At 52.2% G+C, this 19,305-nt stretch carries 17 protein-coding genes and 1 pseudogene; 17 read left to right on the top strand and 1 reads right to left on the bottom strand.

What is annotated here, in order from left to right; all coding sequences use genetic code 11:
- The first annotated feature begins 103 nt into the window (after window positions 1–103).
- The 14 genes and pseudogenes from KRAC_RS19210 to KRAC_RS19150 all read left to right on the top strand — a co-directional run bounded on the left by KRAC_RS19210 (window position 104) and on the right by KRAC_RS19150 (window position 13,240).
- Complete coding sequence (locus KRAC_RS19210; RefSeq protein ID WP_007909853.1) at window positions 104–1,222, top strand: glycoside hydrolase family 18 protein; 1,119 nt, start codon at window positions 104–106, stop codon at window positions 1,220–1,222.
- Window positions 1,223–1,528: 306 nt separating this feature from the next.
- Window positions 1,529–2,674 (top strand): winged helix DNA-binding domain-containing protein, encoded by a 1,146-nt coding sequence (locus KRAC_RS19205; protein ID WP_007909851.1) that lies wholly within the window; start codon window positions 1,529–1,531, stop codon window positions 2,672–2,674.
- A gap of 307 nt (window positions 2,675–2,981) precedes the next feature.
- The gene (locus KRAC_RS19200; protein ID WP_007909849.1) at window positions 2,982–3,860 is read left to right on the top strand and encodes an SPFH domain-containing protein; all 879 of its coding nucleotides are present in this window, start codon (window positions 2,982–2,984) and stop codon (window positions 3,858–3,860) included.
- A gap of 59 nt (window positions 3,861–3,919) precedes the next feature.
- Window positions 3,920–4,465 (top strand): hypothetical protein, encoded by a 546-nt coding sequence (locus KRAC_RS19195; protein WP_007909843.1) that lies wholly within the window; start codon window positions 3,920–3,922, stop codon window positions 4,463–4,465.
- A gap of 112 nt (window positions 4,466–4,577) precedes the next feature.
- A pseudogene (locus KRAC_RS79545) lies at window positions 4,578–5,260 on the top strand (response regulator transcription factor).
- A complete protein-coding gene (locus KRAC_RS19185) occupies window positions 5,260–6,048 on the top strand; it encodes a sensor histidine kinase (RefSeq protein WP_007909835.1) in 789 nt (262 codons plus the stop codon). The pseudogene KRAC_RS79545 and the gene KRAC_RS19185 overlap by 1 nt, the downstream one beginning before the upstream one ends.
- Before the next feature lie 115 nt (window positions 6,049–6,163).
- Window positions 6,164–6,490, top strand: coding sequence for a hypothetical protein (locus KRAC_RS76105; RefSeq protein ID WP_040443876.1), 327 nt, complete (start codon window positions 6,164–6,166; stop codon window positions 6,488–6,490).
- Window positions 6,420–6,866 carry a hypothetical protein gene (locus KRAC_RS76100; protein WP_244422204.1) on the top strand — a complete coding sequence of 149 codons (447 nt, stop codon included), beginning with the start codon at window positions 6,420–6,422 and terminating at the stop codon, window positions 6,864–6,866. Before KRAC_RS76105 ends, KRAC_RS76100 begins: the two co-directional genes overlap by 71 nt.
- 582 nt (window positions 6,867–7,448) lie before the next feature.
- On the top strand, window positions 7,449–9,245 hold the full coding sequence (gene ltrA / locus KRAC_RS19170; RefSeq protein ID WP_007905969.1) for a group II intron reverse transcriptase/maturase: 1,797 nt from the start codon (window positions 7,449–7,451) through the stop codon (window positions 9,243–9,245).
- Window positions 9,238–9,819: an IS200/IS605 family accessory protein TnpB-related protein gene (locus KRAC_RS19165; protein WP_052568409.1), complete on the top strand. Its 582-nt coding sequence runs from the start codon at window positions 9,238–9,240 to the stop codon at window positions 9,817–9,819. Before ltrA ends, KRAC_RS19165 begins: the two co-directional genes overlap by 8 nt.
- Before the next feature lie 4 nt (window positions 9,820–9,823).
- Window positions 9,824–10,249 carry an ATP-binding protein gene (locus tag KRAC_RS19160; RefSeq protein ID WP_083814737.1) on the top strand — a complete coding sequence of 142 codons (426 nt, stop codon included), beginning with the start codon at window positions 9,824–9,826 and terminating at the stop codon, window positions 10,247–10,249.
- Between the two features lie 452 nt (window positions 10,250–10,701).
- The gene (gene iscB / locus KRAC_RS19155; protein WP_007909834.1) at window positions 10,702–12,000 is read left to right on the top strand and encodes an RNA-guided endonuclease IscB; all 1,299 of its coding nucleotides are present in this window, start codon (window positions 10,702–10,704) and stop codon (window positions 11,998–12,000) included.
- Window positions 11,916–12,311, top strand: coding sequence for an IS200/IS605 family transposase (gene tnpA, locus KRAC_RS66190; protein WP_007909833.1), 396 nt, complete (start codon window positions 11,916–11,918; stop codon window positions 12,309–12,311). Before iscB ends, tnpA begins: the two co-directional genes overlap by 85 nt.
- Before the next feature lie 77 nt (window positions 12,312–12,388).
- Window positions 12,389–13,240: an alpha/beta fold hydrolase gene (locus tag KRAC_RS19150; protein ID WP_007909832.1), complete on the top strand. Its 852-nt coding sequence runs from the start codon at window positions 12,389–12,391 to the stop codon at window positions 13,238–13,240.
- 69 nt (window positions 13,241–13,309) lie between these two features.
- Here KRAC_RS19150 and metE read toward each other — a convergent pair whose 3' ends face one another.
- Window positions 13,310–15,640, bottom strand: coding sequence for a 5-methyltetrahydropteroyltriglutamate--homocysteine S-methyltransferase (metE, locus tag KRAC_RS19145; RefSeq protein ID WP_007909831.1), 2,331 nt, complete (start codon window positions 15,638–15,640; stop codon window positions 13,310–13,312).
- A 132-nt stretch (window positions 15,641–15,772) separates the two neighbouring features.
- On the opposite strand from metE, the gene KRAC_RS19140 reads away from it, so the two are divergent.
- The 3 genes from KRAC_RS19140 to KRAC_RS19130 all read left to right on the top strand — a co-directional run bounded on the left by KRAC_RS19140 (window position 15,773) and on the right by KRAC_RS19130 (window position 18,885).
- Complete coding sequence (locus KRAC_RS19140; protein WP_007909829.1) at window positions 15,773–16,390, top strand: TetR/AcrR family transcriptional regulator; 618 nt, start codon at window positions 15,773–15,775, stop codon at window positions 16,388–16,390.
- A 31-nt stretch (window positions 16,391–16,421) separates the two neighbouring features.
- Complete coding sequence (locus KRAC_RS19135) at window positions 16,422–17,513, top strand: winged helix DNA-binding domain-containing protein (RefSeq protein ID WP_007909827.1); 1,092 nt, start codon at window positions 16,422–16,424, stop codon at window positions 17,511–17,513.
- 514 nt (window positions 17,514–18,027) lie between these two features.
- Window positions 18,028–18,885, top strand: coding sequence for a sensor histidine kinase (locus KRAC_RS19130; RefSeq protein ID WP_007909824.1), 858 nt, complete (start codon window positions 18,028–18,030; stop codon window positions 18,883–18,885).
- Window positions 18,886–19,305: the final 420 nt, after the last annotated feature.

The raw sequence follows: 19,305 nt of genomic DNA, 5'->3' as shown, positions 1-19,305 counted from the left end.
ATGGGTACGCCACTCAGCTGGAGGTTGCAGGACCTCTTTTTCGCTTCATTTCACGAACGTTTTGTTTGATGTATGTAAATCCCTTATTTTTGAGGAGGAGAGAATGCCACACAAAAAGCTCGTAGCTCATGTATTAGGCATCTGTACGGCACTGTTTCTGCTCTTTATCCACGTTCCTCTTAGCAAAGCCTCATCCCATGTAGGAGCCGCCACTTCTACCCCGATCTCGGTCTATGGCGCCTGGCAGTGTAGTAACGATGGCTGCCTCTGGGGAACGGTACGCAGTGTGACTGAGTTCGATAGCAAAAATCATTGGCTTATTGATCGAGGAGATGGTGTTCCCTCTGTAAATCTGGTGGTCTTGAGCTTCGTTCAACCGCTCAAATTGCTCAATAAGACCACAGATGCGCAAACGACGCAGGGCCTTCCCATTGGGATGACAGCGGATATTGTGAATTATTTCAAGAGTCATAATATCCGCGTCATGCTCTCCATCGGCGGGATTACCTATGTCAGTGCCTGGAATCAGGCACTTGCCACCAATCCCACTCAGTTAGGGCTTAACGCGGCAGCGGTCGCTCAACAATTGGGAGTGGGCATCGAGATTGACTATGAAGAGTCAAGCTCACCCAATTTAACTGGGCTGCAAGCATTCATTGATGCCTATCGTTCTATGGAGCCCTACGATGCGACGGGGAGCAATCCCGCGGCGCGCTTGACTATTGATCTGGCTGCTGGCGATCGGTGGCTGATAGGCTTGACGACGAAGGCGACCACATCCTGGCTTACAACTTCGACTCCTGTACTCGATTATGCCAATGCCATGGTGCCGAGCAGACAGCCAAGCAGTGCGAGCAGCGCAGAGGCGAACTGGCAAGAACATATTGATGGGAAGCCCCAGTATAGTCCCCCGATTCCTCCACTTGCTCCAGCCAAGCTCACCGGAGGTCTCTATATTACCAGTGCCAACGGGGCCGTTCAGCCGGAATGCTACCATTTCAGTGGATCGCTCATAGATACCACTGGCAGCTATGTGCATTCGGTGGCTCCTAACGGAGCAGGGACCACGAGTGGGATGCTAGGCTATATGTTCTGGGCTGCCGAGTGTCCTTCAGCGCGGGGTACCTGTACAACCCCTCCAAATAGCTGCGAAGGAGGAGTAGGCGTAGGGGGGCAGACCTATACCATTCCTGTCCCCATGCCTCAACTTCGGCAGGGATGAGGAAACCCGCTCAGAAAAGATGAGCTTGACCCTTTTAATAAAAAGTGTGAGAAGACATGAGAGTGTCTTCTCACACTTTGAGCGCTCACTGAGCATAACGATATACATGCAGTTTGGTGGTGAGTCGGAGAAGCCCTTTTTAGAGCAACGAATCTGCTCGCGCGGGCGATAGCCTGCGTGCGATTCTCAGCCCCCAGTTTGTGGCGGATATTGCTATGAATGAGGGCGGATTGTGTCTCCCTTTTGAGATATACTTTGCTTGTACGTAGAAACCAGGCAGGAGAGCAAGGTGTAAAGGAGAGACTGATGGGCGAACGCATCCTAACTCTACGCGAGCTAAATCGTGCCACTCTGGCGAGGCAGCTTTTGTTGGAGCGGACTAGCATAACTCCCCTGGCCGCGATCAGACAGGTGGCAGGTTTGCAGGGCCAGCTCGCTAATCCGCCATATATAGGGCTATGGAGTCGCTTGCAGGCCTTCCAGAGAGTGGATCTGACAAGCTTGCTGGAACGGCGCGAGGTAGTGAGGACGTCGATGATGCGCCGCACACTGCACCTGACAACTACTGAGGATTATGTGAATTTCCGGCCTGCGCTGGCCACTTTGCATGCGCGTCAACTGGAGAGCTTTTTTGGTCAGCCGCTCGCCAGCGGCCTCACAAGAGAGCGTCTGTTGACTGAGATGCAGGGCTTTCTGCGTGAGAAGCCACGCACCAATGTCGAGCTGCGCGCTCGCCTGGCCGAACTGGTACCGCAGATGGACGAGCGCCTGCTTTACGCCGTGCGCGTGGCTCTCTCGCTGATCCAGGTCTTCCCCGGTGGCACCTGGGGTGTCGGTGGTAGCCCGGCCTATACCGAGGCTCAGGCCTGGTTAGGGCGCTCATTTGTTCCTCCTGCAGAAGGCCTGCGTGTGCTCATCCGCAGCTACCTCGCTGCCTTTGGTCCGGCTAGCGCCAAGGATCTGCAAATCTGGTCTGGCCTTAGTCGCCTTCAGTCAGCAGTCGAGATCCTGCGCCCAGAGCTCACTACCTTCCGCGACGAGCAGGGCCGCGAACTCTTCGACCTACCCGGCGCGCTCTTGCCATCTGCGCATACTCCTGCGCCCATACGTTTTATCCCCGATTTTGACAATCTCATTCTGGCCTACAACGACCGCCAGCGCATCATTCCCGACCACTACCGCTCTTATGTCATCCCTGGCAGATCTCTTGTCCTGCCTACCTTTCTCGTCGATGGCTTCGTCAGTGGCATCTGGTATATCGAGCGCACCCCTACCGTAGCCAGGCTCATTATCCAGCCCTTTGAGCCTCTTCCGGTCAGCATATCACAGGAATTGCAGGCAGAAGGCCAGCGCCTGCTGGCCTGGGCCGCAGAGAAGATTGACACTTTTGAGATTGTGGTCAGCCCGTACGATGGAAGCGGCGGCAAACAGAATATGTGGGGACGTTTATAAGCGGTGCCCAATTAGTTCCGTAATCCAGCCAGTCCCGTTGGTGTCGGAACACCGTTGCTTTCTCCTCGGTAACGACCAACCACTTCCATACCTGGTTCGATGCATTGCTCCTCGCTACGTTAGATAAAGCATACTCTTTAACGGCTGTCCCATCTTGAAAGGGTGTTCTCAAAGCAGGGGTATCCAAAAGTAGAGGTATCCAGAGGCCGATATTTGATGAGATCCAAAAGATATCGTCTATCAGTATGGCAGAAGTTTTTGTCTGCCAGCAGGTTGGCCATACTCTTCTGAGATAATAGGAGGTATTATGACAGGCATCCGTAACGTGATTTCGACGTTGAGCGAAAACGGCGAGGAGATAATGGGGCCAGAAATTCTCCTCTGGCATTATCCCCACAATGGCATCATGAATGGCTCGTTGCTTACGGTGGAGAGCAACCATTTCTGCGTTCTCAAGTCGCGGGGAGCTATTCTCAATGTCTACGAAACAGGGCAGTATACGATTCAGACCCCTGATCGTCCTCTTTTCGGCTCAATGCAACAGGCCTTCTATGGTGGGCAGAGCCCCTGGCAGTATGAGGCGCTCTACATCAATCGTGCCAAGCTCGTGCTGAAAACAACCGGCATGGCTCTCTCACGAGAAATGGCCGAGATGGTCTATAGCGTGGATTACTATGTTCATGTTGAGACGCGCGAGGCCGCGGTACAACTTGTCCAACACATGCCCTACCGGGGACATGCATTGACAACGCAAGAGATCAACGCCTATGCTGGCCCCGTCATTGAGCAGGCGGTCAACCAGGTTGTGCAGATTACCCCCCTCGAAGTGGTGAATGAAAAGATTCACGATCTTTCGCAGATCGTATTTCAGCACCTCCAGCAATTCCTGGCGACGTATGGAATCGCGCTCAATACAGTGAAAGTTCTGGTGTTCCCTCGCGATGAGCGCATGAAGGCGCTGATTTCGCTCAAGGCTTTTGGTTTGAGCGAGCTAGATGCGGTGCGTTACTACACAGCGATGTTGATGGCGGAAAGAGGGATTGTCTCCGCTCCCAATATGGCGATTGGCCAACCCTTCAATGTCAATGGTGTACAGCCAACCACAAATGCTGATCACTATACGGCCAACTCATCACACGCTCCTGCACCCACTCCTCCACGCGCACCGGTTCAGCCACCTCGCTAAAAGAATAATCAAAGGGATACGGGCAAGCTCATGCTTGCCCGTTATCGGGAGGGATCGAGATGAGTTCACAACCATCCAACAATCCGCTCGTGCAACAATTGCAATTGCTGCTCACGGGCTACGGCTATAACTTCTATAATAAGACAGACCAGGCACGCGCGGACGATGTGCTTGTGCGAGAGCGAGCCTCCTACTCTCTTTCACAAGCGGTATCCCTGCTCGCGCAATTGCGTAGCGATTATCATACGCGCTTCATTCCTCCTCTGACGCGTGCCAACCCTGATCCACCCCAGGAAGCCATGGCGCAAATACGAGCTATTGAGGCGGCTCAACAGGCCCTTGCGAGTGTGGAATCTGGCATCCGTGGGATGTCGGTCCCGACCCAGGATCGTATATGGTGGCGCTTTCGGCAAGAGCACGCTCTTTTGACACAGTTGCTGAACTTTGACCTGCTACTTGTACGCGGCAGTGAGCGAATATATCAGCACGTTTCGCGTATAACTCCTGAGGATTGGGCGAGTCAGAGCGCTACGCTACGCCAGATGACGCAACAACTGGCTCAGACTGCGAAGGAGCGGGAGCGCTTCCTGCTCATACAGCTTTAGCCCACGGAGAATATCAGCTCAGGCAAGGTTACTATTATCAATGGGCTGGATGCGTGTTGGATGGGATCGTCAGGTTGTTGTTCTTATTCCATAAACAGGGCGGACTATTTCTGTGAGCACTATTTTACTGGTAGATGATGATGTTCATCTTCGGGAGCTATCGCGTATCTTTCTACAACAGGAAGGCTTTACGCTCGCTGAGGCGTCTGATGGCGTTGAGGCCCTTGCCGTCTTTGCACAAAGCAAAATCGACCTGGTTATCCTTGATATCATGATGCCAAAGATGGACGGCTGGAAGTTGTGTCAGGAGCTACGCAGGTACTCTGATGTCCCCATCCTCATGCTCACAGCCAGGGGGAAACCAGCCAGAAACTCAAAGGTTTCCAGGTGGGTACTGATGATTACCTGGTCAAGCCTTTTGAGCCACCTGAACTGGTTGCCAGGGTCAAGGCTCTGTTGAAGCGCTATCGCATTGCTACCTCACAGCAGCTTCAGGTTGGTGAGCTACGTATGGATCACAAAACCTTTGAAATGAGTGTGCATGGGGAACGCCTCACGTTACCCCTGAAAGAATTTGAGGTACTGTTCAAGCTGGCGAGCGAGCCAGGAAGGAAGGAAGGAAGGACTTTTTCTCGCGACCAGTTGATTGAGGATATATGGGGCTATGACTTTGCGGGCAATGAACGTACCCTGGATGTGCATATTAATCGGCTTCGCGAGCGCTTTCCGGAAGATCAGCATTCCTTCCGCATAAAAACTATCCGGGGTCTGGGATATCGGTTGGAGGTGGACTGATGAAGACGAGGTGGGTTATTCAGGTTACTGCTGTGGGTGTGGTCGTGATGTTGCTCTTGTGTGGTATCTGGGCTGGCGTCTTTTTCCTGACGGCGTCGCTGTATGCTGCGACTGGCTTGACGCTTCCTCCCTTCCTGGTTCAGGTCTTGAATTCACTCTTTGGTCTATTGGTATTTGTCTTGCTTTTCACTGTCTACATTGCCTGGAGCAGCGCCAGGTCAGAAGTCAGGCGACAACGCATGCAGGTCTTTGAACCAATTATCGAGGCGATGAAGCGAATCGCGAAAGGCGATTTTCAGATCAGGCTCGACCCAGAGGTTGGGGCCAATGGGTTTACAAGTGAACTGACGAAGAGTGTGAATCAAATGGCTGAAGAGTTAAACCAGATGGAGCATATGCGACAGGAGTTTATATCGAATGTGTCGCATGAAATCCAGTCACTGTTGACCTCAATTCAGGGCTTTGCGCAGGCTCTGCATGATAAACACCTGTCGGTTTTAGAGAGAGAACACTATCTTGGTGTTATCGAAACCGATAGCATGCGGCTCTCCAGAATGACTGAGAATATGCTCAAGCTTGCCTCCCTGGAATCAAAGCATCTGACGGTTGAGCCGAAGTCTTATCGCCTGGATAAACAGATCAGAACGTTGATCCTGGCTTGTGAGCCACAGTGGACGCGTAAAGCCATCACTATGGAGGCCGATCTGGAAGAGATCTTGCTTTTCGCGAATGAAAACCTACTCTCGCAGGTGTTAAAAACGTTTCCAAGCAATTATGCCCAATGTTGACAAATGAAGGCGTCTCTGGTAGAGTTCTGTTGGAAAGAATGTTCTTCAATCAAAGAACAAGAGAGAGGCACATCGACTCGAAGGACGTGTTGTTGGAAAAGGAGGAGGCCACCAGATGCAGTTGGTCGAACGACATCTCATTCGTCTCCATGATGCACGCTTTGCCGTCATTGACCAGGCGGCCTTTGCCTCCAAAAACCTGTACAACCAGGCCAATTATCACGTCCGGCAAGCCTTCATTCATGAGGGAACCTACCTGCCCTACGCTGTCATCTTTCATCGCTTGAAACAGCATGAAGCCTATCAAGCCCTCCCTCGCAAAGTCAGTAATGCCATCCTCATTCAGCTTCACAAGAATTGGATCAGCTTTTTTGCGCGTAATGGAGGCCTATCGCGAAGACCCCTCCGCCTTCACGGGACGCCCCAAGATCCCTGGCTATAAAGACAAGGCCAAAGGCCGCTTCATGCTCATCTACGAGAAAAAAGCCCTGGGCAAGAGAGCATTCAAGCGCACAGGCAAACTGGTCCCATCAGGATTGCCGATCGAAATTACGACTCAGATCACCTGGGAGGCCATGAGGCAGGTTCGCATCGTTCCACGCGCCGATGGTTACATGGTCGAGGTTGTCTATGAGCAGGAGATCCAACCGGCTGCGGTCACCCCGCAGCTTCGAGCCGCCGTGGATGTGGGCGTCAATGTGCTCGCAGCCATCACCAGCGACAAACCTGGTTTTGTGCCTCGTCTGGTGAGTGGCAAACCCCTCAAAAGCCTCAATCAGTGCTACGTGCGATCCGTTCAGCCGAAACTTGCTGGATAAGTAAGGGGAAGGCTGGCAAGACATTGATCAATGTCTTGATAACTGATTATCTGACGTGAGGTGCAATTCCTCACCTGTGAAGTGAGCACGGAAAGACGATGCCCTACGGTAGCGACTGGTCCTCAATCCGTAAAGCGGGTATCCAGGAGAGGAAACTGCTAGTCTGAAGCAGACCCATCTCCGAGTCAGGCGGCTATGGTTAGCAGTTCATTCAACAGAATGAATAACGCGAATGTGCAACGGAACCATCGTTAGGTTGAACAAGTCAAACAGGCTGATAGACTTGACCAAAAGGTAAGGTACCAATCTGCGAAACAATGGAGAAAGTGAAAGGGTAGTGTCGTGATACCCTGCCTCACTCACTAGCGTACCCGGTGGATAGCACAAACCTACGGCAGCGCAAAACAGATAATCGGAACGGAGTAACTCGAAGGTACGCTCTCATTGGAGGTCGATACGATGAGCAGGAAACCATCCGCAAGCTGCCTCCGAGAAGGATTGCCTAAAAAGCCAATGCCTGGGGTAATGCCCAGGATATGCTGACGTAGGCACGGTAACATGGAATGAAGAGAAACGAGTAGTATGGTGAAAACGAAGGCACCCAAGATCAAGCTACCACCTGACCCTGAGAGTGAAAGTTGGAACAAGCTGCCCTGGCGCAAGCTCGAGCAGCATGTTTACCGCCTACAAAAGCGCATCTTCAAAGCCGAGAGCCGTGGCAACACAAGAGCAGTCCACAAACTACAGAAACTTCTGATGAAATCCAGAGCGACAAGGCTTTTAGCGGTTCGACGAGTGACCCAAGACAACCAGGGAAAACGCACAGCAGGCATTGACGGAGTAAAATCAGTCAAACCGGCCCAGCGTTTCACTCTGGCTGAACAAATCCACCCCAAGCAATGGTCTCAATACAAACCCCAACCAGTGCGAAGGATCTATATTCCCAAGCCTGGAAAGGATGAGAAAAGACCCTTGGGGATTCCCATCATGCGAGATCGCTCGCACCAGTGCCTCGTAAAGTTCGCTTTAGAGCCACAATGGGAAGCCAAATTTGAACCCAATAGCTTTGGTTTCCGCCCTGGACGTTCCTGTCATGATGCAATTCAAACCATTCACACCAATATCTGCACACAGGCAAAGTATGTCCTGGATGCCGATATTAAAGGAGCATTTGATCATATTGATCATCAGGCACTTCTCGCCAAACTCGACACCTATCCCGCAGTAAGGCTGCTTGTGAAAGCTTGGCTCAAAGCGGGAATCATTGATAATGGCATATTTGACGAGACCCGGAAAGGAACCCCGCAGGGGGGAGTCATCTCACCATTACTTATGAATATCGCGCTTCATGGTATGGAAACGGACTTGATAGCGGCCTACCGGTGGAAGGAGGGACGACCCAAATTTGTCCGCTACGCCGATGATCTGGTGGTTTTCCATCCCAAGCTCGAAGGCGTCGAAAAAGCAAAAGAAATCCTTTCGGAATGGTTACAGCGCATTGGACTAGAACTCAAGCCGAGCAAGACACGGATCACGCACACCTTGATGGAATATCAGGGAAAAACGGGATTTGATTTCCTTGGTTTCACCATACGCCAGTATCCGATGGGGAAAACACACACCGGAAAGCGGCCTAATGGTCAACCACTTGGCTTCAAGACACTCATCAGACCCAGTAAGGAAGCGATTGCGCACCATGTGAAAGAAACGCATCGTCTGGTAGCAGAGCACCGGAGCATGAAACAGGAAAAGCTCATTAAAGAGTTGAACCCGGTCATTTACGGATGGGCAAACTACTACCGAAGCATCTGTGCAAGAAGGGCATTCAAGCACTGCGACATGGTACTTTTTCGACAACTGGAAAGATGGGCGAATCGCAGGCACCCAAACAAAAATCGACACTGGATTATGCAAAAGTATTGGAAAGTGGATGAAGGAAAGGGATGGATCTTCCGAACCCCCGACCTACAACTACGAAACCACCAACAAACATACATCCGGCGTCATGTAAAAGTGAAAGGAACTGCCAGCCCATATGACGGAAATCTTCTTTACTGGAGCCAGCGACTCAAGAAACACCCGCTTCTTAACGGAGTTAAAGCAAAACTTTTACAGAAGCAAGAGGGAAAATGCCGTTGGTGTGGACTGTACTTCAAAGATGAAGACCTCATAGAGATCGATCACATTACCCCGAAAAGTGAAGGAGGCGGAGAGGAATTGAGCAACAAGTTCGCTCTCCATCGTCATTGCCACGACGAGCGCCACTCGAAAAAGGCCAACGGTACCTACGACAAAGGCCATGTTACTGAGGAGCCGTGTGACGGGAAACTGTCAAGCACGGTTTTGAAGACGAGTAGGAGTGGTGACACTCATGCTTAGTTTTAACAACAAACACCGGGCCAAGCAGCAGAAACGCCTCGCGCATGAGAACCGATACACCTCGCGCCAGTTGGATCGTGTGACGACGAAGCGCAATCGCCGTGTGGATGCGTATTTACACACGGCCAGCCGTCGGATCATTGATCTGTTGGTGAGCGAAGGTATCGGAACGCTGGTGAGTGGCAAAAATCCCTTGTGGAAACAAGAGGTGACCATGGGGCGCAGGAACAACCAGCAATTTGTGCAGCTTTCCCATGCTCGTTTCATTGAGCAGTTGACCTACAAAGCGCACCTGGTTGGGATCAGGGTCATCCTTCAGGAAGAAAGCTACACCAGCAAGGCAAGCTTTCTGGACGGCGACCCTCTTCCAACCTATGAGGCCAACGCTGCTGAGAAGCCGGTGTTCTCAGGCAAGCGTGTGGCTCGCAGTTGGTATCGTGCCAAGGATGGACGCCTCATTCATGCCGATATCAACGGAGCGTATAACATTTTACGCAAAAGTAGCTCCGACCCTTTGCAAGTGGGGCGAGGAGTAGTGGGAGCCGCAGTTCTCCCTAGACGGCTGGCCGTCTGAACGGATGGCACATAGGCATATGGGTCATCATTTTAAGATACTGTGGAGTAATCTCCTACACAACAGTATTAAATTCACGCCAGAAGGTGGAAAAGTGTGTGTAGAAGTGCATCGGCGGGATCGTTGCATCGAATGCAGGATTACAGATACGGGTATAGGTATCCCCCTGGAGGCGCAAACGCGTATCTTTGAGCGCTTCTATAAGGTCGATGCCTCACGGGAGCGTGCCCGCGAGGGAAGCGGATTAGGACTCGCCATCGTCAGGAAAATAGTGGAACTCCACCAGGGGACCATTGGGGTGGTGAGTCAACCACATGCCGGAACGAGTATGCTTGTCTCCTTGCCGATAACAGAGTATGTTCAGCAGAATAAGTTCGCCAGAAAAAGCCACCCGCTCACTCTCATTCAGAGTGAGCGGGGCTTTTTCTAGCAGGTGCCAATTTAAATTGTGTTTACAAAACCCATGTATTGTTCTCCATGAGACCTAACGTTGCATACGCCTGACGTTGGCGTTGAGAGGATCAAGTCTATATGTCAGATACATCGAAGCAATGAGGTGAACTACCACTGAGCTGAAGACTCAGTGGCTTCTTCGGAAGTCGTTGGGTCTGAGGTTCGGTCGCTTTTTCGGAAGCTCAAGTTCACCAGACTCCTCACCAGAAATGGTGAGACCGTTCGCTAGGTCATGACACCTGCGGTTGACGCATCAGACCGTTGCTCTGTCGCCTGGGTTTAAGTAGGGCTGAGGAAAGGCCCGGTGATCCAGGTGTAAAAAGCCTTTTGAACACTGTCGAGATGAGGTCGGATTCCCTGCATGGTCATAGTGCAGGGATACGCATCACCCGGCGCTTGCCGGAGTTTTTTCCGAAAGGATTCTCTTCCATGAACATTGCCTATGTACTTTCACCCGATAAAGCACCATTGATGCCCTGTCAGCCAGTGATTGCCCGTCTCTTACTCAAAGAGGGGAAAGCCAAGGTGAGACACCGAACGCCATTCACCATTCAGCTCCTGGCACAACCAGAGCAGATCTACACACAACCATTCACGCATGGCGTAGACACCGGTAGCGTGGTCATCGGATCAGCCGTGGCTGATGAGCGTGGATTTGTTGTGTATCTCTCAGAGGTACAGATACGCAACGATATCGCCGAGACGATGAAGGAACGGGCCAGGGCACGCCGCAATCGTCGCAACCGCAAAACACGATACCGTCCTATGCGCTGGCTCAATCGTAAAAACTCCATCAAGCAAGGACGCTTCTCACCCACCATGAAAAGCAAGATTGATACTCATCTGCGAGAAATCCGTTTTGTCCAATCACTCTTGCCTATCACCTCCATTGTACTAGAAACAGGAACCTTTGACCCTCATGCACTCAAGAACCCTGAAGTATTGCACAACAAATGGCTCTACCAGAAGGGTATCAACTATGGGTATGCCAACACGAAAGCCTATGTGCTTACACGAGACGGCTACCTGTGCCAGCACTGCAAGGGGAAATCAAAGGAGACACGGTTAGAAGTTCATCACATCATCTTCAGAAGTCAGAACGGAAGCGATGAGGAAGCGAATTTACTCACCCTCTGCAAAACCTGTCACGATGGACTGCATGCAGGCACAATCACCCTGAAACGCACAGGCAAGAAAAAGGGAACCTTGCGACATGCGACGCAGATGAATAGCATCCGCATTCAGTTACTCAAGCGTGTTGAGGCAGAGGAAACCTGGGGCTTTGTCACCAAAGAACATCGCATCCTGGCAGGGTTGCCCAAAGAGCATGTCTTTGATGCAACGATGATTGCGACGCGAGGGGTGAAGCCAACCTTCTGCACGACGAGTGTGCTCTCAAAACGCTGTGTATCTGACGGGGACTACCAGCAAACAAAGGGGGTGCGGAGCGAACAGAGAATCACTACTGGCAAGATCAGTGGATTTCGAAAATTTGACAAGGTGCGTTACCTGGGGCAGGAGTACTTTATCAAGGGGCGCATATCTACTGGATATGCAATCTTGATGGATATCTCTGGTAACAAAGTCGCATTGAAACCAATACCCAAGTTTGACAAGATGAAGAGAGTGAATGCACGTTCATCATGGATTATGCTACAAAGAACCATGCTAAATTCCTCATGCTCTATCACTTCATCTTTGTCTGTAAGTACCGCAAAAGCCTTTTAACGCGCTATGGAGATGAGACAAAAAGGATATTCGAGGTCATTGCGAAACAATCAGACTTTTCTTTTGAGGCAATGGAAGTGGACCAGGATCATATTCACTGTCTCGTGAAAAGCGAACTGAGGATAGCACCACTCGCGATTGTACGAAGGTTAAAGCAAGAATCGACTCTTCAGCTTTGGAGAGCGCACGAAGGTGAATTAAGAAGACACTTTTGGAAGGAAAGGACATTCTGGAGTGATGGATACTTTTGTTGCACTATCGGTAACGCCAGCCAGGATACAATACGCCAGTATATTGAGAGTCAAGGGTGAGAAGCGGCGATTCATCCACGAGGCTGAAGACCTCGTGGTTTTCTCGCCGCCGTCCTATAAAAAAGGAGAACTTTTTCATGAGTAGCACAAAATCGAACACCTTACGTGTGCCTGGCGCGACTCTTTCCTATGAGGTGCGTGGAAGCGGTCCTCTCCTGCTTCTTATCGTTGGTGGAGGCAATGATCGCATTGTCTTCAATGGGATTGTGGACTATCTCGCCGATCAATATACCGTTGTGACCTATGATCGCCGGGGCCTTTCGCGCAGTCAGCTCGATAATCCAGGTGAAGAACAGCACGTCGAGGTACACAGCGACGATGCCCATCGTTTGCTTAAAGCCTTGGGGAGTGACTATGAACCGGCATATGTATTCGGTAGTAGCGGCGGTGCCATTATTGGACTTGACCTGGTGGCCCGCCACTCCGGGCAGGTCTATACGCTGGTCGCGCATGAGCCGCCAACGCACCTATTGCCCGAAACTGACCCCATCCAGGAGATGAAAGGCATCCAGGATGTGTACAGGCATTCAGGAGTTATGGCGGCTTTACAGGCGCTCTTTCAGTTGGCTGGCCTGAACGAGGACCGCCTAGAGATGGTGAGCGAGCTACCTGCCTCTATAAAGGATCAGGCTGTGAAGAACACGATCTTCTTCTTTGAGCATGAGGTAGCCATGTACGACCACTACCTACTGGATTTTGCCGCGCTCGCAAGCGCCACCAGTCAAACGCGAATCGTGCTTGCTGGCGGACATGACTATCAGGAGGCCGCGACATACTTAAGCGCCGCCGCCGTAGCGGACCGGCTCGGAACGGATATGGTAGAATTCCCGGGCCGCCACGTGGGCTATGTGAGCAATCCGAGGGCGTTTGCCCACCGCTTGCGCGAAGTACTTGACGAGAGGCCAGTTCAAATTTCCCAAATTTTGTGAACGAAGACACTGCTTTATCGCACAAACCTGGGCATCAATGCAAATGCTCCTTGTCTGATCCCTAGACCATTACAAGGCACCGGTTTGCAGCGATAGTGAGGATCGTACTTGTTGGGTGGCAGAGACCATATGTTTCAACGCTGGCTTGACTTCTTCCCACTTGCGCGTCTTGAGACCACAATCAGGATTCACCCACAACTGTTCAGACGGAAGAATCTGGAGGACGAGACGCAGTTTCTCATCAAAATCCTGTGTTGTCGGCACATGCGGCGAGTGCACATCGTAGATGCCAAGTCCAATGCCGTTAGGATAGCGATAGGCTCTGAGCGCCTCCAGGAGATCGAACTGAGAGCGCGAGGCTTCGATGAGGACCACATCAGCATCCATGCTGGCGATCTCAGGAACGATGTCATCAAACTTTGAGTAGCACAGATGGGTGTGGATCTGCGTTTCGTCACGTACACCGTTTGCAGCCAGGCGGAAACAGAAGATCGCCCAGGAGAGATACTCCTGCCAGTCAGCATGGTGTAGGGGAAAGCCCTCACGCAGCGCTGGCTCATCGATCTGAATCGCGCGTATGCCAGCCGCTTCCAGGTCCAGGACTTCCTCGCGAATCGCCAGGGCAATCTGCTTGCATGTTTCTGAACGGGGCTGGTCATCTCGCACAAAGGACCACTGCATGATGGTCACCGGTCCGGTGAGCATCCCTCTGACCGGGCGAGCGGTGAGCGATTGCGCAAAGCGTGACCACTCAACGGTTATCTGCCCGGGGCGTGCCACGTCACCATAAATGATCGGGGGACGCACGGCACGCGATCCATAGCTCTGTACCCATCCATGCTGTGTCAGCAGCATCCCGGTCAGATACTCACCAAAGTATTCGACCATATCACCCCGCTCTACCTCGCCATGCACCAGCATATCTAGTCCGGCCTCCTCCTGAAAGCGAATCACCTCTTCGATCCCTTGCTTGAGGAAGGCTTCATAGCTGTTCTGATCCATCTTGTGGCTCTTGTAGGCGGCACGCGCTGCGCGCACATCTGCTGTCTGCGGATAGGAGCCAAGCGTCGTGGTGGGTAAAAGCGGCAGCTTTAGTCCAGCTTGCTGACGCTCTTTGCGCACATGATATGGCTGCGAACGTTGCGCCATCTGCTCTGTAATGGCCTGGACGTCTCGGGCAACCTCCATCTTGTGAATGCGTGTTGAACTGCGCCTGCTCTCCAGTGCCTGCCTATTGGCCAGGAGCGCGGACTCAATCGTCTCCCGACCCTCATTGAGCGCGCGGGTGAGCAGGCTGATCTCCTCGACCTTTTGCCTGGCGAAGGCGAGCCAGGAACGCATCTCTTCGTCAAGATGCGTCTCTTGCATCGCATCAATAGGCACGTGCAGCAGTGAGCAGGAGGCGCCGAGCAAGACTCGCTCTGTGCCAAGCGCCTGCACAGCTTGCGAAGCCACAGTCAGCACATGCTCAAAATCAGTGAGCCAGATGTTGCGTCCATCGACAAGGCCGAGAGAGAGTGAGAGCGAGGACGGGGCCTGCGCAAGCGCCTCTTCAAGTTGTTCTGGAGCGCGAACCAGGTCAAGGTGCAGCGCATCTATGGGCAACTGTAACGCCAGCGGCAGGTTCTCGCGCAGATCGCCAAAGTAGGTGGCGAGTAAGATGCGCAGTGATGGAGCCTGGGCCGCTCTCTGCGCTGCCAGGCGCGTATAGGCAGATCGGTAGGCTGCCCGCGTCGCCTCATCCAGGTCGAGAACCAGGCACGGCTCATCGATCTGTACCCACTCAGCACCCGCCTGCGCCAGGGCTTGCAGAATCTCCTCATAGACAGGCAGGAGGGCATCCAGCGGTGCAAGCTGGTTCATCCCACTCTGTGTTGTCTTACCGAGCAGCAAGAAGGAGAGCGGGCCGAGCAGCACTGGACATGTCTGGATGCCCAACGCCTTCGCCTCCAAAAACTCCTCGACAGGCTTGCGTGAGGCAAGATGAAACGCTTGCCCTGGCTCAAACTCAGGGACGATATAGTGATAATTGGTGTCGAACCACTTGGTCATCTCCATGGCAGGAACCGCATTGGCCTGGTCCATGTCCTTCTCCATGCCACGCGCCATAGCGAAATAGGTATGCAGATCAACCAGACCACCATTCCATTGATAGCGTCTAGGAACGGCTCCGACCAGGGCGATTGTATCAAGCACATGGTCGTAGAGGGAAAAATCGTTAGATGGGATGTGCGTCAGACCAGACTGGTGTTGCAACTGCCAGCGCTGCTTGCGTAGTGTGCTTGCCTGCTCAAGCAGTTCTGTTTCAGTGATTCGACCAGACCAGAACTGTTCAAGCGCCTTTTTCAGTTCGCGCCTGGCGCCAAGACGCGGATAGCCAGGGATCATTGCTTGGACCATTTTCAACTCTCTTTCACACTGTCAAATGACAATCATCATCTCCGTGTTTGTAAATCGAATGTTCGTTTTATAAACACGGCCAGTTCTATGATATCATAGGTGAGGCAATAAGAGCAAAGGAGGACTCACCCCATGCCAGCAAAGCCCGGCATCCACGAGGCTGCTCGCCGAACGCAAATTTTGCGCGCCGCACGCAGTTGTATTGTGGAACTTGGCTATGAGCGTGTGACGATGCGTGACGTGGCGGAAACGGCCGGAGTCAGCACCGGAACCATCGTCCATTATTTTGGTGATAAAGACACCATGCTTGAGGCTGCGCTCCTTGAGAAAGTGCAGGATACCGGTATTGCCTTTCGGGCGGCGCTCACTGGTGCCCAGAGTGCATGGGAACGTCTGGAGCGCCTGGTAACGGCCAGTCTGCCCGAAAGCGAGGAGGTCCGCGACGAATGGCGCTTGTGGCTGACCTTCTGGGGTGAAGTCACACGCAATGCACGGCTGCGCGCGGTCAGTGAGAAACAACATCGCCGCTGGACGCGTTTTTTGGCGCGCATCATCGCCGAAGGGAGCGCTTCCGGCGAATTCGCAGCAGTTGATTCTGCTATCGTTGCAACGCAACTGGCGGCGTTGATCGATGGATTGGCTATTCAAGCCACGCTCCAGAATCCTGCACTTAGCCCTACACAGATGCGCCAGATCTGTCTGAGTGCGCTCCAACGACTCCTGTACGCGAATCAATCAGTGAAACCATGAATACATGTAGATCATGAGGGAGAAGACAGGCATGGACATTGCGCAGCAACGATTGCTGAGCCAGCAGATTAACGGTGAGCGCTGCCAGACGCCGGAAGAGGTGGTGCGCTGGCTGGGCGCGATACAGGCGCAGGAGTATCAGGAGGCGTTGTGGGCGATTGGCCTGCGCATGCGCGCCTCGACACTGGCAATGGTCGAGCACGCAATAGCCGAGGGGAAGATCGTACGCACCTGGCCTATGCGCGGCACGCTGCATTTTGTTCCGGCGCAAGATGCGAAATGGATGCTGGAACTGACGGCCACGCGCATGATCGCGAAGGATAAGCGCAGACAGGAGCAGCTCGAACTCGACGAGGCGATCATCGAGCGTGCCGCGCAACTCCTTCACGACGCGCTGTACGGTGGCAAGCGCCTCTCGCGCCCTGGTGTCATGACGCTATGGGAAGATGCGGGCATCAGCACCAGGGCGCAGCGTGGTTATCACTTGCTGTGGTATCTAGCACAAACAGGGCTGATCTGCCTGGGGCCATACGAGGGCAAGCAGCAGACCTTTGTGCTGCTCGATGAATGGGTGCCACAACCACGTAAATTCTCGCGCGAGGAGGCCCTGAACGAGCTTGTGAAGCGCTATGTGGCGAGTCATGGACCGGTTACTGTTCACGACTTCGCCTGGTGGACAGGTTTGACCATCAGCGAGGCCAGGACCGGATTTCACGCTGTCCGAAGCGAGCTGCGTGTCGAGAAGCACAATGGGCAGGAGTACTGGTTCTCCAGTGACGCGCTCAGCGGCGAGGCACATCCATTCTCTGAGTTCTACTTGCTACCCGGCTTCGATGAATACCTGCTTGGATACAAGGACCGTAGTGCCGTGCTTGCCACTGAGCATGTCCAGAAAGTCGTGCCGGGCAACAATGGCGTCTTCATGCCCATGCTCGTCGTCGCGGGCCAGATTGTCGGCACCTGGAAGCGCACGCTGAAGAAGAGTGAGCTTGATATCCTCCTCAAACCCTTCGACCAATCCTCCGACCTGGAGACAGAGGCGCGCGAGGCGATCAACTCCTATTACGACTTTCGTGGCCTGCCGAGACGTTTACGGCATTCTCCCTTTCCGCAACAAAGGTGATCTATTCATATCCTGTGAAATCTCTCTTGTCTCCAAGGCGTATCATAAAAATGAAATATCATATCCCCGCTGCATAATCTCCCCTCTCGTAGCAACGAAGCAAGGGCTTGGTAAATGATCAGGAGTGTCTTATGATGCCAAGGAGAAAAATAAGCCAGTACCTTAATCGCCAGAGAGTGGTGCATCATGAGGCTACCATATACCTTCCAAGGTGGCGCCTACCCGTTTTTGGATATCTCATCGGACTCTTCCTCACGGGTTTAGCAGTGCTCTTAGCTCTTCTTATTCCAAGCGTACGTGTTATGTGGGTACCCTTGTGCCTTGCATCTGTTATCGTTGGCTTTGTGTGGGGGTAAGTCCTGCTCTGGTAACGACTCTGGTTGGGTTTCTTGCTTTTTTCCTCATTGTCTTTCCCCATTTCGATATGGTGAGTCTGAATTTTGGAACTGCCATAGCAACACTTGGCCCTTTCGTATGTGCCCAATGCATAATCGCTGTTCTCGCAGGCCAGAATATGGTGAAATACTGGCGTATACGTGTGGCCGAACAAGAGGTGCATGGCTATGCCCAGGAACTGGCAGCAACGAACCAGAAACTTGAACAAATCAATCAAGAGCTTGAGCGAGCCAATCATCTCAAGGATTATTTTATGATACGTGCGGCTCACGAGTTACGAACTCCTCTTACCACCATACTAGGAGAAGTGCAACTCGCCTTACGACGTCTGGATAAAGCGAAAAGTACAGAGAAAGAATCACTTTTGTGGAGAAGGCATTTTGACAAAATTGAGGCACGGACACGTGTGTTGCAAGCATTGGTTGAAGATCTGATTGAGTTCAGTAGTTTACATACTGGGGAGAAGATCTTGCAGTTTGGCCCCTGCGATTTCAGCAAGATTTGTGGTGAGGTCGTCGAGAATCAACGTACGTATTCAGGTCGCCAGATTGAGCTACAACTTCCTCCCGATCCTATAATCATTCAAGCTGATGGCAAACGACTTACCCAGGTTGTGATTAACCTGGTGAGCAATGCTCTTCACTACTCATTAGAAGACACGGTGATCTCTATTGGCGCACACGTGGAGGATGCCTCTGTGCTTTTCCAGGTACATAATGAGGGACCTGCTCTTTCTCTCGAGCAGCAGTCACACCTTTTTGACCCATTTTATCGTACTCCTTACGCCGAGACTTTTTTCAGAGAAGGTTGGGGCCTGGGGCTCACTGTGAGTAAAGAAATTGTCGAGCGCCACGGCGGGCAAATCTGGGTAAAATCCATTGAGGGAGAAGGCACTACCTTTTTTGTACAAATCCCTCTTCAGGTAGAGCAGAATATTCAGGCTTTTTCCCATCAACCAGCCAGGAAAATGGCTTGACTTGCAATGGCATTCTCACATGAGTTACAGCCGCAAGCGAGAAAGCCCCGTCTTTTAAGCTGAGATGGTCCCTGAGAGCATGTTCAAGATCGTATTGTGATTCTCTGACTTCCCTGGCTCATTCATTGCAATGGGCAACCTGAACATGCTATACTATGGCAAGCAAGCGTCGTTTATCTAACAGAAAGAAAGGGGCACTCTTATGCAGCACATTCCTTCGACAAACAGATGGTGCATCCTTTCCTGGTTGTGTGCGAGTACCTTGCGCTAAGATATCCCTGTGTGTTTCCTCCCTTGTGTTGCCCTCGACCTCGAAGATGATCAGCCCTCATACATGGCCTGATTTCGGATGCATCCATCACTTCCTTATTCATTTTTGCAGGCATTTTATGCCGGCATGCTTTTCGTGCAATTTATAAA

Origin of the sequence: Ktedonobacter racemifer DSM 44963, assembly GCF_000178855.1 — a bacterium.
GTDB classification, from domain to species: Bacteria; Chloroflexota; Ktedonobacteria; order Ktedonobacterales; family Ktedonobacteraceae; genus Ktedonobacter; species Ktedonobacter racemifer.
This window is presented reverse-complemented; position numbering and strand designations above follow the sequence as displayed.

Bases quoted from the DNA above. Each gene is read 5' to 3' on its own strand.
- KRAC_RS19210 (WP_007909853.1), top strand. From the start codon at position 104: ATGCCACACAAAAAGCTCGTAGCTCATGTATTAGGCATCTGTACGGCA.
- KRAC_RS19205 (WP_007909851.1), top strand. From the start codon at position 1,529: ATGGGCGAACGCATCCTAACTCTACGCGAGCTAAATCGTGCCACTCTG.
- KRAC_RS19200 (WP_007909849.1), top strand. From the start codon at position 2,982: ATGACAGGCATCCGTAACGTGATTTCGACGTTGAGCGAAAACGGCGAG.
- KRAC_RS19195 (WP_007909843.1), top strand. From the start codon at position 3,920: ATGAGTTCACAACCATCCAACAATCCGCTCGTGCAACAATTGCAATTG.
- KRAC_RS19185 (WP_007909835.1), top strand. From the start codon at position 5,260: ATGAAGACGAGGTGGGTTATTCAGGTTACTGCTGTGGGTGTGGTCGTG.
- KRAC_RS76105 (WP_040443876.1), top strand. From the start codon at position 6,164: ATGCAGTTGGTCGAACGACATCTCATTCGTCTCCATGATGCACGCTTT.
- ltrA (WP_007905969.1), top strand. From the start codon at position 7,449: ATGGTGAAAACGAAGGCACCCAAGATCAAGCTACCACCTGACCCTGAG.
- KRAC_RS19165 (WP_052568409.1), top strand. From the start codon at position 9,238: ATGCTTAGTTTTAACAACAAACACCGGGCCAAGCAGCAGAAACGCCTC.
- KRAC_RS19160 (WP_083814737.1), top strand. From the start codon at position 9,824: ATGGCACATAGGCATATGGGTCATCATTTTAAGATACTGTGGAGTAAT.
- iscB (WP_007909834.1), top strand. From the start codon at position 10,702: ATGAACATTGCCTATGTACTTTCACCCGATAAAGCACCATTGATGCCC.
- tnpA (WP_007909833.1), top strand. From the start codon at position 11,916: ATGGATTATGCTACAAAGAACCATGCTAAATTCCTCATGCTCTATCAC.
- KRAC_RS19150 (WP_007909832.1), top strand. From the start codon at position 12,389: ATGAGTAGCACAAAATCGAACACCTTACGTGTGCCTGGCGCGACTCTT.
- metE (WP_007909831.1), bottom strand. From the start codon at position 15,640: ATGGTCCAAGCAATGATCCCTGGCTATCCGCGTCTTGGCGCCAGGCGC.
- KRAC_RS19140 (WP_007909829.1), top strand. From the start codon at position 15,773: ATGCCAGCAAAGCCCGGCATCCACGAGGCTGCTCGCCGAACGCAAATT.
- KRAC_RS19135 (WP_007909827.1), top strand. From the start codon at position 16,422: ATGGACATTGCGCAGCAACGATTGCTGAGCCAGCAGATTAACGGTGAG.
- KRAC_RS19130 (WP_007909824.1), top strand. From the start codon at position 18,028: ATGGTGAAATACTGGCGTATACGTGTGGCCGAACAAGAGGTGCATGGC.